The sequence below is a fragment of the Pararhizobium sp. IMCC21322 genome (assembly GCF_030758295.1).
Lineage (GTDB): Bacteria > Pseudomonadota > Alphaproteobacteria > Rhizobiales.
This window is the reverse complement of sequence record NZ_CP132335.1, coordinates 1,260,293-1,274,671: the sequence shown is the minus strand read 5'-3', so window position 1 is coordinate 1,274,671 and position 14,379 is coordinate 1,260,293. Positions and strand designations below refer to the sequence as shown.

The following is a 14,379-nucleotide window of genomic DNA, read 5'->3' as shown; positions in this document are numbered from 1 at the left end:
GACATATGAAAAAGACCAAGGCGATTAACGTCATATCATTGGCAAATACCAAGGCGCGCCGCGCCGGGGACATGGCGCGCATCCGCCCGGAAACTGCAATGGTTCTAACCGCCGGACTTGGCAAACGCATGCGCCCGCTTACGGCTGTTACGCCCAAACCACTGATCGAAGTGTGCGGCAAGCCGATTGTTGACTATGGTCTGGATCGACTGAAAGCTGCGGGCCTTCGCAAAGCCGTGCTGAATGCCCATTATCTTCCGGACCAGATACACCAGTTCGCGGCTCACTATAAGGGGCTGGATATTGCGATCTCTGATGAAACTGATAAATTGCTGGATACTGGCGGCGGGACCAAACGAGCCTTGCCGCTGCTTGGCGACAAACCATTCTTTGTGCTCAATGGCGACAGTTTCTGGATAGAGGGCGCACGGCCCAATCTTTCCTGGCTGTGTGAAAGTTGGGATGATGATGCCATGGATATGCTGCTGCTGCTGTCTCCGACAGTGGGTGCTGTAGGTTATGAAGGGCCGGGCGATTTTCTGTTCGGGCCGGAAGGGCAATTGCAACGCCGCCCTGAAAAACGCATTGCACCTTATGTCTATGCAGGCGGGGCCATTGTTCATCCCCGTGTATTTGACAAGTCTCCTGATGGCGCATTCTCCTTCAATCTGCTGTTCGATGCTCTGATTGAAGAAGGCCGATTGCATGGGGTTCGCATGGATGGCACATGGCTCCATGTCGGAACACCACAGGCTGTCCGGGACGCTGAATACGCCATTGGTGAAAGCGCCGCGTGAGTGATCGGGGCCAAACACCGTCGGTCCGTAAATCATCTCGCGTTGCTACCATTGCTCCACAATATCCGTTTCTGGATACACTCGTAGAGGCGCTGTTTGACGGCGAACTGGTCCCCGGCTTCGCTCTTGACGCGCAAACGCTTGCCGACAACCCCTTCTGCCTTGCCGATGTAACCCTGTTCCTGCCCACACGGCGCGCAGTGCGTGCGGCCGAAGACGTGATTGTGCAGGCGGTTGCGCGGCGCAGTGGTGGCGCATCGGCAGCGTTGTTGCCGCAAATCCGCGCCATCGGCGATACGGATGAAGCCGATCTGATGCTGCAGGAAAGCGCAATTGATCCACTGTCGGCGCTGTCTGATCTGCCGCCCGCAATGCCTGAGCTGGAACGTCATGTCGCCCTGACCGAAATGGTCTGGGGCTGGAGCCGCGCCCTTGTTAAACAAGTAGCCAATATGGAGCCTTATGAGGCTGTCATTATTCCGGCCAATCCGGCTGATGCTGCGCGGTTGGCTTCTGACCTTGCGGCCATTCTGGATGAAGCGGAAAATCACAAAGTTGACTGGGGCCAGTTAAAGACCCTGGTTCCCGATGATTTTGCCCGTTACTGGCAATTGAGCCTGTCGTTTCTGGAAATCGTGACGCAGGCCTGGCCTCAACATTTGGCAGATCTTGGCCATGTCGATGCGATGGCCAGGCGGAACCGACTGATTGAAACCAAGGCTGATGCGCTGTCGCGGAATACGGGCGGAACGGGGCCAACCATCGCGGCAGGCTCAACCGGTTCGGTTCCAGCCACCGCACGCTTGCTGAAAGCAATTGCGCAAATGCCAAATGGCTGTGTGGTTCTGCCGGGTCTGGATTTGGGCTTGGATGCCACTGCATGGGCTGCAATTGGTGCGGACGCGGAAGATGGGTTCGATCCTGCTGCCCTGGGGCACCCTCAAGCTGCGCTGAAACATACGCTGTCTCATCTGGATGTGACGCGTGAAGATGTCCAGAACCTGCAACCGAAGCAGCACAATGGAAATGACGCGCTGTTCCGTCTGTTAAATGAAGCCCTTCGGCCTGCAGCGACAACGGATCAGTGGTCGCACATCATCAACGATTTTCCTCCGTCCTCCGTCGGACAGGCCTTTTCAGACCTCACGGTCATAGAAGCCCGCACCCCGCAGGAAGAGGCGCTTGCCATAGCCGTTTCAATTCGTGAAGCGCTGGAGATCAATGGCCTGAGCAGCATCGCATTGGTAACGCCTGATCGCTCTCTGGCCCGGCGGGTTTCCGTGGAGTTGGAACGGTTTGGCATCAATGCAGACGATTCCGCCGGACAGCCATTATTTGCCACCCCAGCTGGAACACTTGCGCGGTTGATTGCCGAGGCGGCACGCGATGGGACCGCCATTTCGATGCTTGCACTGTTGAAGCACCCGCTTTGTGGGTTGGGCCTGCCACGCGCTGACATTCGCTCTGGCGTGCGCGCTCTGGAACGGGCCATTCTGCGTGGTCCTGCCTTGCCTTCCGGCAGCGCAAACCTGTCTCACGCCATATCTGAATTACGACAAAATCTGTTGGCTGGTCCAAAGCAGCGATTACGGGCTTCGCAGAACAGCCTGTCCGGTGATGATTGGGAAAATGCGGAACAAATTGCTCACGCCACCCAAGCAGCCATGGAGGATTTTGAACGCCTCTTCACTGACAAAGACAATCGGTTCGCGTTGGGTGATCTGATAGATGCACATTTGAAAACACTTCAGACCATCACTGCCGGTGAGGATACGGCACCGCAGTTTGCAACATCCGAAGATGGTACAGCCATTATTGCAGCCATGGCGGAATTGCGTGATTTGGGGCCGGAAGCCCGCACATTGGAAATCGCAGCGTCCGATTACAGCGACCTGCTGCAGGCATTGCTGGGTGCGCGCCCGGTGCGGCGTCATCGCCCCAATCTGGAGGAAGACACACGCGTTCAGATATTGGGCACCCTGGAAGCGCGCCTGCTGAACGCGGATCATCTGGTTCTGGGCGGTCTCAATGAAGGCGGCTGGCCAGCTGATGGCAAGCTGGACCCCTGGCTGTCGCGCAACATGCGGGCGCAATTGGGTCTCAATCCGCCAGAACAGGCCATTGGTTTGTCAGCACATGATTTTGTGCAACTTGCTTCCAAGCCGAAAGTTGTTTTGACACGATCGCTGCTGCAAGACGGTGCGCCAACAAAGGCGTCTCGCTGGTTGCAGCGCATAGATGCCATGATTGGTTCAGCGGAGCAGGATGCCCTTTCAGCCCGGGGAACACGCATTTTACAACTGGCGCGCAAGCTTGATGCGCCTGCCGATCCAACCGGCCGGCCCGTGTTGCGCCCCTCCCCCAGACCCGCAGTGGCATTGCGGCCCAAACGACTGTCCGTCACCGAGATTGAAACACTCATCCGCGACCCTTACGCGGTTTATGCCAAACATGTTCTGAAACTGCTGCCATTTGATGGCATTGGCGAAGTGCCAAACTATGCCAATCGCGGCAGTCTGCTGCATGACATCCTGCAACAGTTTCTGGAGGCTCGGACATCAGATTTCGATACGCCGGAAGCGGCTGAGAATTTAAAGCGGATTGCGCAGGGGGAATTTGAAAAGATCAAGGATTACCCGGACCTTTATGCGCGCTGGCAGACGCGTTTTCAGCGCATTTCGGACTGGTTCCTGAAGTTTGAAACCGAACGGTCCGACAGGGTTCGTCAGCGGCTCACCGAATTATCCGGGTCTCTGGAACTGACCATGCCGCAGTTTCGATTGACAGGCCGGGCCGACCGGATTGATCTTCTGGACAATGGTCTGGTTGAAATTATCGATTACAAAACTGGTCAAGCGCCATCCAAAGCGCAAGTGGAATCGAGCCTTGCACCACAATTGCCGCTGGAAGCTGCCATGATCGCTGCAGGGGCATTTGAAGGCGTCCCGGCTCTTCCATCACAGACCCTTTCCTATGTCCGTCTGTCCGGAAACCGCATTCCCGGCGTTTATGTGCCCGTCTGCCAGGATGAAACGGCCGTTACCGCATTGGCGGACGCGGCTCTTGTGAAGCTCAAAGAGCTGATTGCGCATTATGCCCAGCAAGACACCGGTTATCTGTCACAGGCGCAGCCACAGACCGTACGGTATGAAGGTGCCTATGATCATCTGGCGCGGGTTTCAGAATGGCGCGGTCAGGGCAGCGAAGAGGATGCTGCAGAATGAGCGCGTTGCCGATCCCGGAAGATACGCGCCAGCGGCAGCGTCAGGCCTCTGATCCAAATGTCTCGGCGTGGGTCAGTGCCAATGCAGGCTCCGGCAAAACATATGTATTGTCGCGGCGTGTCATCCGCCTGCTGCTGGCGGGCAACGACCCTTCAACCATCCTGTGTCTGACCTTCACCAAAGCTGCTGCCAGTGAGATGTCCAATCGCGTATTTGCTGAATTGGCGCGCTGGACGGTTTTGGAGGACGCGGCCCTAACACAGGTTTTGAAGGATTTGGGTGAGGAGCGCATTCAGCCGCGAACACTCAGCTTTGCCCGGCAATTATTTGCACGCGCACTGGAAACACCGGGTGGACTGAAAGTCCAGACCATTCACGCCTTCTGCGAGCGTCTGTTGCAGCAGTTTCCGCTTGAGGCCAATGTACCCGGCCATTTTGAAGTGGCCGATGATGACCGGCAGAGGGACCTGTTGGACCGGGCCAGGAATACCGTCATGCAGCGCGCAATTGACGCGGCGGACACTGATCCCAACAGCGCGCTTAGACGGTCGCTGGTTGCGCTGATTGACGCCAGCGATGATGAGACCATTGATAGTGCCATTGGGGAACTGTTGCGCAAACGGGACGTGTATATTCGCTACATTGTCAGCCGGGAAAACGGGCTTGCCGAGCACAGTGAACGATTGAGCACAGTTCTGGGCCTCTCGCCGGGTGACACAATTGAACGTCTCGCAAATGACATTGCTGACGGAACGCTCGGCGCGTTCAACCGTGATCGGTTGGCAGATTTGCACGAAGCTGCGCAAAGCAGTGATAAAAAGTCTGATCTGGATGTTGCCAACCGTGTCAGCACGGCTTTGGCAGCCGAAGGTGGTGCAGCCCAGATTGAAACATGGATTGCCATCTTCACCACCAGTGCCGGGGAGCCGCGCAGTGAAGCACGGTTTCTGACAAAGAGTGTGCGCGAAGACAATCCCGATCTTTATGACGAAGCTGTTGCGGTTTTAAGGTTTGGGCTGCCCGAAGTGCGCAACAGGCTGAATGCCTTGAAGACCTTTGCCGATACATCAGCTTTGCTGACTCTCGCAGGTGCCATTATCGAAGCCTATCTGGGCTTCAAAAACCAGCTCGGCCTGCTGGATTATGATGATCTGATTGCCAAAACCGAGCGGCTTCTGGCTAGCTCAGAGGCAGCCATGTGGGTCCAGTACAAGCTGGATCGGGGCCTGTCCCACATACTGGTTGATGAAGCGCAGGATACAAGCCCGGCGCAATGGCGCGTTGTCACGGCTCTGAGTGAGGCCTTCTTCCATGACGCGGGAAGCGATCATCGCCCCAGTGGGGGACCCGTGCGCACCCTGTTTGCCGTTGGTGATGAAAAACAATCCATCTATTCGTTTCAGGGTGCTGCTCCCGATGCGTTTGACTTTCAAAGGCGTTTTTTTGAACGCAAGGCAGAAGAGGCACAACTGCCCTGGCACAACATCACTTTGAACCTGTCATTCCGGTCAACCAATGACATTCTGTCAGCAGTAGACGCCGTGTTTGCACCGGTAGACATGGCAACCAGTGTCAGCCGTATGGGCGTTGATCCCCATCAGGCCTATCGCGCCAATGCTGCTGGCGAAGTGCGTTTGTGGCCGCTTCTGGAAGAAAGCGATACAGAAACTGCGGAAGACTGGCGGCGGCCAGTGGACCGTCCGGCAAATGCTCTGGAGCAACTTGCTGCAAGGATTGCCGCAGATATCGCCGCTTCCATACGGAATGAAGGTTTGCGTGCTGGCAATTTTCTGATCCTTTTGAAAAAGCGCGGCCAGATTATGGGCCTTGTCAACAAGGCACTTAAAAGTGCGGGACTGCCCGTTGCCGGAATGGACCGGCTGGCACTCACAGACCACATTGCCGTGCGGGATTTGCTGTGCCTGGCCGATGTCATGCTGCTCCCTGACGATGATCTGTCGCTCGCCAGTTTGCTCAAGAGCCCATTCTTTGATTTTTCAGATGAGGACTTGATGGCGCTGGCAACAGCGCGTAGCGGATCGCTTCTTGAAGCCATGCGTGGCTCCCGGGAAGCCCGTTATCGCGCGGCTTATGAGCAGATTATTCTGTGGCTGAACCGGGTGGATTTTGAAACGCCCTATCGGTTCTTCGCCCGTATATTGGCAGCAGATGGCGGGCGCAGGAAACTGCTGACGCGGCTTGGCAGTGAAGCGGAAGATCTGATTGACGAGTTTCTGGCTCAGGCACTGGACTATGAAACCACAATGACGGCAGGGCGCGGCGGCTCTGGGCTGCAGGGGTTTAACCATTGGATCAATCAGAAAAGCGGCGATATCAAACGCCAGATGGATGCCGCCCGCGACGAAGTGCGCGTGATGACGGTCCATGGCGCCAAAGGTCTGGAAGCACCGATTGTGTATCTGGTTGATGATGGCAGCCAACCACGCGCCCATGTCCACAGACCCCAGATCTTTGCCCATTGGCCCGAAGGTGCCAAAGGAATGCCTGCTCTCTTCTGGGGTGCGCGGGCCAAAAAGGACCAGACCGATTTGCAGCGCCAATTGCTGGATGCAAGCGATACGGACGCCATGGCGGAGTATCGCAGGCTGCTTTATGTCGGCATGACCCGCGCTGAAGACCGGCTGATCGTCTGTGGCAAGCAGGGAAAACGGGCAATTTCAGATGATAATTGGTATCGTCTTGCTGAGGCCACGTTGAAACCGCACATGCGGACCGTTGAGACCGAGGACGGTCAGGTCGACCATTTCCTCTGGCGCGTCTCAGAACCCCAAGCCTCCAAACGCCCGGAACCCGCCGAAACGCAGGCAGATGTGGGCCCGCTGCCAGATTGGCTACTGACCCCGCCGCCACCGGCACCTCCCATCGCCAAGGCCATGTCGCCGTCACGTCTGGATGCGGAACAGCAACGCGCTGACGAGCTGTCCTGGGAGGAACGGTTTGACGCGCTGGGAAATCGGGACAGTTCATTCGCTTTGAAGCGGGGACAGGCCGTCCACACATTGTTGCAGCATTTGCCTGCGCTGGCAGACGAAGAGCGTGATGCCGCCGCGCGCTCTTATCTGGCACACGCTTTACCGACTGGCTGTCCATCCCACATTGTTGAACAGATCACGGCATCTGTGTTTGGTATTTTGAAGAACCCGGAATTTTCGGTTTTGTTTGGCCCCGAAACCAGAGCGGAAGTTGGCGTTGCCGGACAGCTTCAGTCCACCGAGGGGCTTTATGCGGTCAGCGGAAAAATTGACCGCTTATGCCAATTGGAAAACGGCCTTCTGATTGTCGATTTCAAGACCAATGCGCGTGTCCCCGAAACGGCCGCCGGGACGCCGACCAACTATATTTATCAGTTGGCGGCCTATCGTGCCCTGCTCAGACGTAGTTTTCCAGATACCGAGATAAAAGCCGCTATCCTATGGGTGAGCGCCGCACGACTGGATCAACTACCGACAGACATGCTGGATGCGGCAGAGGCCCGAATTCTGGGCGGGCCTCGCCAGATAGACGTATAAATCAGGAGGCTTTACGGCGACGATCACTGGCCGGTTGATAGGCCACTTTGCAGTGATAGTTGCAGTATGGCGCACCTTCCTTGGAATCATGTCCGCAGAAGTGAAAATCATTTCCGCCGGGATCACCAATCGGCCATTTGCAGGTCTGCTCTGTGATCGTCAGGATGCTGGCGCGCTTTGAAATCGGCACCACAACATCATCATGAGCTTGTGGCGCGATGGCAGCCTCGGCTTCAACGTCCGCTTCGAATTTAAGCGCTGTTGCGCCCATTGTCTGAGGTCGCCGCGGTGCAGAGGATGCACTGTCAGACTTGATTGATGTTTTAGATGCTGTACTTGCACGAGGCTTCCGGGGACGAGCAGCCGTGCTGGCAGATTTTGCGCGGCCGGACAGGCCAAGGCGGTGAACCTTGCCAATAACGGCATTACGCGTCACGCCACCCAATTGGGTTGCAATCTGGCTGGCACTCAGGCCATCAGCCCAGAGTTTGCTTAAAAGGGCTACGCGTTCTTCGGTCCAGGACATGCTTGTCTCCACAATTATTCGTGCTATTTTCCCGGCGGACTTGAACAAAAGCGTTCAGACGCCCGGAATCCAACTCCCCGTTCAAAACCGATTATGTTTTAAACGCGCGAACACCGCATATAGGGGGTATTGGAAACGCGACACGATATGTCGTACTTAACTAAATTGAAACTACAATATGCGGTGAGTCTGTGACAAGAGTCGGAGGCCAATTAAATTTGTTTTCCCCGTTTTTTTTGTCGCAGCCAAAGTCCGCGAATCCGGTAAAATTTAATGCGATTAAATGGGCTTTGATAAAGGGTCTTTGAATTCAGACCTTTAGGCTGTATGTAAGGTCCATTAAACGATGTGGCGCCGCCAACCGACAGAGTCGGAAGGGCGGCATTTTTTATTGGAATTTCTTCCACATCTGGACTGACGGAGACAGGATTATGGTATCGCAGGCGCAAGACTCCGCGCTTTACAGCACGTATGCACGGTCGGAGCTAAGCTTTGAACGCGGCGAAGGTGCGCGACTATATACTGCCGACAATCAGGAATATCTGGATTTTGCCGGTGGTGTTGCGGTGTCTTCGGTCGGCCATGGCCACCCTCATATTGTCTCTGCCCTGAAAGAACAGGCAGACAAGGTCTGGCACGTCTCCAATATATACAAGATTCCAGGTCAGGAGAAACTGGCACAGCGTTTTGCAGACGTCACTTTTGCTGACAAGGTGTTCTTCGCCAATTCAGGGGCGGAGGCGATGGAATGCGCGATTAAGACTGCGCGGCGCTATCACTTCGTCAATGGCGCGCCGGAACGGACCCGCATTCTGACCTTTGAAGGGGCCTTTCACGGCCGGACGCTGGCGACATTGGCCGCCGGTGGTCAGGAAAAATATCTGGAAGGTTTCGGTCCGAAAGCCGGTGGTTTTGACCAGGTTCCCTTTGGCGATCATGAGGCCATGAAAGCTGCCATCACTGATGAAACGGCTGCCATCCTTATCGAACCCATTCAGGGTGAAGGCGGGGTGAACGTTGTTCCTCACCAATGCCTGCGTGGCTTGCGTGAACTGTGTGATGAGCATGGTATTTTGCTTGTGATGGATGAAGTTCAAACGGGTGTTGGCCGGACCGGCAAGCTGTTCGCTCATGAATGGGCCGGCATCACACCGGATATCATGGCCATTGCCAAAGGGATTGGAGCCGGGTTTCCAATTGGCGCCTGCCTTGCGACTGAAAAAGCAGCTTCCGGCATGACCGCTGGAACTCATGGTTCCACGTTCGGCGGCAATCCTCTGGGCATGGCCGTCAGCAATGCCGTTCTGGATGTTGTGTTGGCTCCGGGCTTTCTGGAAGAAGTTCAGCAGAAAGGCCTGCGGATCAAGCAGCGACTTGCAGAACTGGCCGACACATATCCGGACCAGATTGAGAGCATCCGAGGTGAAGGGCTGATGCTCGGCCTGCAGCTAAAAGCTGATGCGTTTCCAAATGGTGTTGGACCTATGGTGGAAGCGGCGCGCAAGCATCATCTGCTTACGGTTGGTGCGGGCAACAATGTTGTACGCTTTTTGCCGCCGCTGACAATCACGCTGGACGAAGCCAATGCCGCCATTGACCGAATGGATGCTGCATTTGCAGACCTGAAGCCAGCAAACTGATCGATACATAATAAACAATTCTAACGAGGTCGTTCCATGGCCAATACGAACACAAGACATTTCCTGCAGATTGCAGATCATTCGACAGAGGCGCTGCGCGCCATGCTGGATGAGGCAGTACGCCTGAAATCAATCCGCCGAACTGCGCCCGAAAAGCCACTTGCCGGCAAGGTGCTTGCTTTGGTATTTGAGCAGCCCTCAACCCGCACGCGCATTTCATTTGATGTGGGCATGCGCGAGTTGGGCGGTGAAACGATCATGCTCAATGGCAGCGAAATGCAGATTGGCCGTGGTGAAAGCATTGCCGACACCGCGCGTGTCATGTCGCGGTTTGTGGACGCAATCATGATCCGTATGCTGAGCCACGAGGATGTTACGCAACTTGCGGAATATGCCACCATTCCGGTCATCAACGGTCTGACGCAGCGGGCGCACCCGACACAGATCATGGCCGACATCCAGACGATTGAAGAACATCGCGGTTCGCTTGACGGTAAAATCATCACCTATTGTGGTGACGGCAACAACATGCTGGCCAGTTGGGTGGAAGCTGCAACCAAGTTTCCGTTCCAATTGCGGATGGCGTGTCCACCGGACCTTTCGCTGGACCCGGCACTGATAGAAGATGCACGGGCAAAAGGTGCGGATCTTGTCGTCGCGACCGATCCCGAGGAAGCGGTTGCTGGCTGTGATGTGGTGATGACAGATACATTTGTGTCCATGGGCGATGATGATGCTGGGCGGCGTCACAATCTGCTGATGCCGTATCAGGTCAATGATCGGCTGATGAGCCGGGCAGACGAGAATGCCATTTTCCTGCATTGCCTGCCTGCACACCGCAATGAGGAAGTGACGGATTCCGTTATGGACGGGCCTCAGTCAGTTGTGTTCGATCAGGCGGAAAATCGGTTGCATGCCCATAAGGGAATTCTGGTTTGGGCGTTTGATGCTCTTTAAATCCTGAGATCAGTTCCTAGATAGCTGCTTTGCTCACATGATGCTTTAGAAAGGTCTGCCATGACAGATCAAACAACTCTGGACGTTCTCACGAAGGCTCCGGGACACGATGAAGTGCTGCCGTTTTCGGTTGACGCACTGGATGTGCGCGGCCGCATGGTGCATTTGAACCAGAGCCTGAACAGCATTCTGGAACGCCATGATTATCCAAAGGCGGTGTCCCGTCTGCTGGGGCAAGCTGCGGCACTGACGGTTATGCTTGCAGCTTCCGTCAAGCTGGAAGGCCGAATGATTGTGCAGGCACAAACAGATGGTCCGGTCTCGTTGTTGGTGGTCGATATGCAGGCTCCGGGTGACTATCGCGCAACCGCCAAATTTGATGCTGACCGTGTGGCCGCACTGGAAGCTGCCGACGATGCCAATTCAGGGTCATTACTTGGAACCGGAACGCTGGCTCTGACCATTGATCAGGGGCAATATATGAACCGGTATCAGGGCTATGTGGAATTGAAGGGTGGTTCACTGGAAGATGCCGCCCATGATTATTTCGAGCGCTCTGAACAGATACCAACCCGTATCCGACTGGCCGTATCCGAATTGATCACCCGGTCTGATTCCGGCGAAACCAGTCATTCCTGGCAAGCCAGTGGTATGATGGTCCAGTTTCTGCCTCACGCCTCGGACCGTCTTGTTCAAAAGGACCTGCCAGGTGGCGGTGTCGCCGATGACGAATATCACGCCGGGCTACCGGATGATGATGACGCCTGGCTGGAAGCTCTGGCGCTTGTCGACACATTGCAGGAAAATGAACTGGCGGACCCGGATTTGTCAGCAGAACGGCTTCTGTTCCGTCTTTTTCATGAACGCGGTGTCCGGGTTTATGATGCTTTGGAAGTGCATGACAAATGCTCCTGCACTGCAGAGAAGGTCGGTGGGGTTTTAAGCCAACTCAGCCGCGAAGAAGTGGTCGAGAGCATTGCTGACAGCGGTCAGATTGAAGTGACCTGTGAGTTTTGCGCCCGCAGATATGACTTTGATCCGAAAACGCTTTTGAAGCCGTCCTGATTTTCAGGACGGTTGCTTCCCAGGTGATTGCTTCTTGGGTAATTGCTGGAACACCAACAAATTGTGGACCCTCGGAACAAGTCCGAGGGTGACGGCGGAGAGGGTAAATCCAGTCCTGCCGGGGTTGGCGTAAAGGCTTAACCCCGTCGTTCTCGGACTTGTTCCGAGAACCCAATGCGCTCAATGACTTGGCACTCATCCTCCATCAGCCAGAAATGCCATAAGCCGCAATGGCAGCCATGTTGACGATATCGCTGTCGCGTGAGCCCATCGGCATGATCTGGACCGATTTGTCAAAACCAACCAGAAGCGGGCCAATCACTGTTGAACCACCCAGTTCCTGCAACATTTTGGTAGAGATGGATGCAGAGTGGAACGCTGGCATAACCAGCACATTGGCCGGGCCGGTCAGGCGACAGAACGGATAGGAACTCATCACATCCGCATTCAGGGCAACATCTGCTGCCATTTCGCCATCATATTCGAAGTCAACGCGGCGCTTGTCGAGAATTTTCACTGCTTCCTGAACACGCTCGGAGCGTTCGCCCTGTGGATGGCCGAAGGTGGAATAGGCCAACATGGCAACTTGAGGCTCATAGCCCAAACGCCGGGCAACACCGGCGGCTTCTTCCGCAATATCGGCCAGCTCAACGGCATTTGGCATATCGTGGACAGCTGTATCGGCCACCAGCACTGTACGGCCACGGCAAATGGCCATTGACATACCAATGACACGGTGACCCGGCTTTGGGTCAATCATCAACCGCACATCTTCCAGCACAGTGGAATAGTTTCGGGTGATGCCAGTGACCATGCAGTCCGCATCTCCCAGGGCGACCATCGCGCTGCCGAAATAATTACGGTCGGTGTTCATCAGGCGCACGCAATCACGATAGAGATAGCCCTTGCGCTGCATGCGGGCGTACAGAAAGTCTGCATAGTCTTTGTTGCGATTTGAGCTTCTGGCGCTGACAACTTCTATCTTTCCGCCCAGTTCCACACCCACGGATTTGGCCGTGCTATGAATTTCATCCTCACGACCAACCAGAATGGCAGTCCCCAGGCCCTGTGAAACAAAGCTGACCGCAGCACGGATCACCTGCTCCTCTTCACCTTCCGCAAACACAACCCGTTTTGGATTGCGTTTGACCTTGGCAATAATGCGTTGCAAGGCGTTGGCGGTCGGGTCACGGCGTGCGGATAATTCAGCCTGATAGGCATCCATGTCGACGATGGGCTTGCCGGCAGCGCCCGACTCCATGGCGGCTTTGGCCACTGCCATTGGCACAGTCGAAATCAACCTTGGATCAAATGGCACCGGAATGATGTAATCCGTGCCGAATTTGGGCCGGTTCCCACGATAGGCCGCGGCCACTTCATCGGGTACGTCAGCGCGTGCCAGATCAGCAAGCGCGCGCGCGGCTGCAATTTTCATTTCATCATTGATGGTTGAAGCGCGCACATCCAGCGCACCTCGGAAAATATAAGGGAAGCCAAGGACATTATTGACCTGATTGGGGTAATCCGAACGACCGGTTGCGACAATCGCATCGTCGCGAATTTCGGCAACTTCCTCAGGTGTCATTTCAGGATCAGGATTGGCCATGGCAAAGATGATCGGCTGATCAGCCATGGCACGGACCATATCTGCGGTCAGAGCGCCTTTCGCAGACAGGCCAAAGAACACATCCGCACCCTCCATCGCTTCCAGCAAAGTGCGCGCCTCTGTCGGCACCGCATGGGCAGATTTCCACTGATTCATGCCTTCCTGGCGGCCCTGATAGATCGGGCCCTTGGTGTCGCACAGGATGATGTTCTCATGGGGCATGCCCAAGGATTTGATCAATTCAATACAGGCAATCCCGGCAGACCCTGCACCGTTACAAATCAGCTTTGTGGTCTTGATGTCGCGCCCGGTGAGATGCAGGGCGTTGATCAATCCCGCAGTCGAAATGATGGCAGTGCCGTGCTGATCATCATGAAATACCGGAATATCCATCAATTCACGCAAACGCTGCTCGATGATGAAACAATCCGGAGCCTTGATGTCTTCCAGATTTATGCCCCCGAAAGAAGGCCCCAGATAGCGTACGGCATTGATGAATTCGCCGACATCTTCGGTGTCAATTTCAAGATCAATACTGTCGACATCAGCAAACCGTTTGAACAGGACGGCCTTGCCTTCCATCACCGGCTTGGAGGCCAGCGCACCAAGATTACCGAGGCCAAGAATAGCTGTGCCATTGGTGATAACGGCCACCATGTTGCCGCGTGTCGTATAGTCGTAAGCGCGTGAAGGATCTTCCGCAATGGCCTTTACCGGCACCGCCACACCTGGTGAATAGGCCAGCGACAAGTCGCGCTGTGTTGCCATAGGTTTTGTTGGTGTGATTTCCAGCTTGCCGGGTCGGCCCTGCTGGTGAAATTGCAACGCTTCCTGATCGGTCATCGGGATCTTGCTTTTGCCGGACTTGTCCGTTGCTGGCATGGCGTTTCCTGTTTTTAATTTGTTGATTTTTAAATTGGAGCAGCAACGTAGCGAGACGGGGCGTTATCCACAAGGTGTGGTTTGGTGAAGACGACAATCCCGCGTGAATTACGCTGGTTTATTTGCTATTGAAGGACCATGCGCACCGACGA

Annotated in this window: 8 protein-coding genes; 6 read left to right on the top strand and 2 right to left on the bottom strand. The window is 55.3% G+C overall.

Annotated features, from left to right (window positions below; all coding sequences use genetic code 11):
• Positions 1-5 precede the first annotated feature (5 nt).
• From RAL91_RS06180 to addA, 3 genes are read left to right on the top strand one after another with little or no spacing between them, the layout of a single operon-like run.
• Positions 6-797 (top strand): nucleotidyltransferase family protein, encoded by a 792-nt coding sequence (locus tag RAL91_RS06180; RefSeq protein ID WP_306260615.1) that lies wholly within the window; start codon positions 6-8, stop codon positions 795-797.
• The gene (gene addB / locus RAL91_RS06175; protein ID WP_306260613.1) at positions 794-4,021 is read left to right on the top strand and encodes a double-strand break repair protein AddB; all 3,228 of its coding nucleotides are present in this window, start codon (positions 794-796) and stop codon (positions 4,019-4,021) included. Before RAL91_RS06180 ends, addB begins: the two co-directional genes overlap by 4 nt.
• Entirely contained in the window at positions 4,018-7,551 is a 3,534-nt protein-coding gene (gene addA / locus RAL91_RS06170) for a double-strand break repair helicase AddA (RefSeq protein WP_306260611.1), read from the top strand. Before addB ends, addA begins: the two co-directional genes overlap by 4 nt.
• Before the next feature lies 1 nt (position 7,552).
• Here the strand turns inward: addA and RAL91_RS06165 are convergent, their stop codons facing one another.
• Complete coding sequence (locus RAL91_RS06165) at positions 7,553-8,077, bottom strand: GcrA family cell cycle regulator (RefSeq protein WP_306260609.1); 525 nt, start codon at positions 8,075-8,077, stop codon at positions 7,553-7,555.
• A gap of 431 nt (positions 8,078-8,508) precedes the next feature.
• Here RAL91_RS06165 and RAL91_RS06160 point away from each other — a divergent pair, with 431 nt between their 5' ends.
• The 3 genes from RAL91_RS06160 to RAL91_RS06150 are packed head-to-tail and all read left to right on the top strand — an operon-like array spanning position 8,509 to position 11,739.
• The gene (locus tag RAL91_RS06160; protein WP_306260608.1) at positions 8,509-9,717 is read left to right on the top strand and encodes an aspartate aminotransferase family protein; all 1,209 of its coding nucleotides are present in this window, start codon (positions 8,509-8,511) and stop codon (positions 9,715-9,717) included.
• A gap of 36 nt (positions 9,718-9,753) precedes the next feature.
• Positions 9,754-10,674, top strand: a complete 921-nt coding sequence (gene argF / locus RAL91_RS06155; RefSeq protein ID WP_306260607.1) for an ornithine carbamoyltransferase — start codon at positions 9,754-9,756, stop codon at positions 10,672-10,674.
• A gap of 60 nt (positions 10,675-10,734) precedes the next feature.
• Positions 10,735-11,739, top strand: a complete 1,005-nt coding sequence (locus RAL91_RS06150; RefSeq protein WP_306260605.1) for an Hsp33 family molecular chaperone — start codon at positions 10,735-10,737, stop codon at positions 11,737-11,739.
• Between the two features lie 205 nt (positions 11,740-11,944).
• On the opposite strand, the gene RAL91_RS06145 is transcribed toward RAL91_RS06150, so the two are convergent.
• Positions 11,945-14,227, bottom strand: a complete 2,283-nt coding sequence (locus RAL91_RS06145) for an NADP-dependent malic enzyme (protein ID WP_306260603.1) — start codon at positions 14,225-14,227, stop codon at positions 11,945-11,947.
• Between the last annotated feature and the right edge of the window lie 152 nt (positions 14,228-14,379).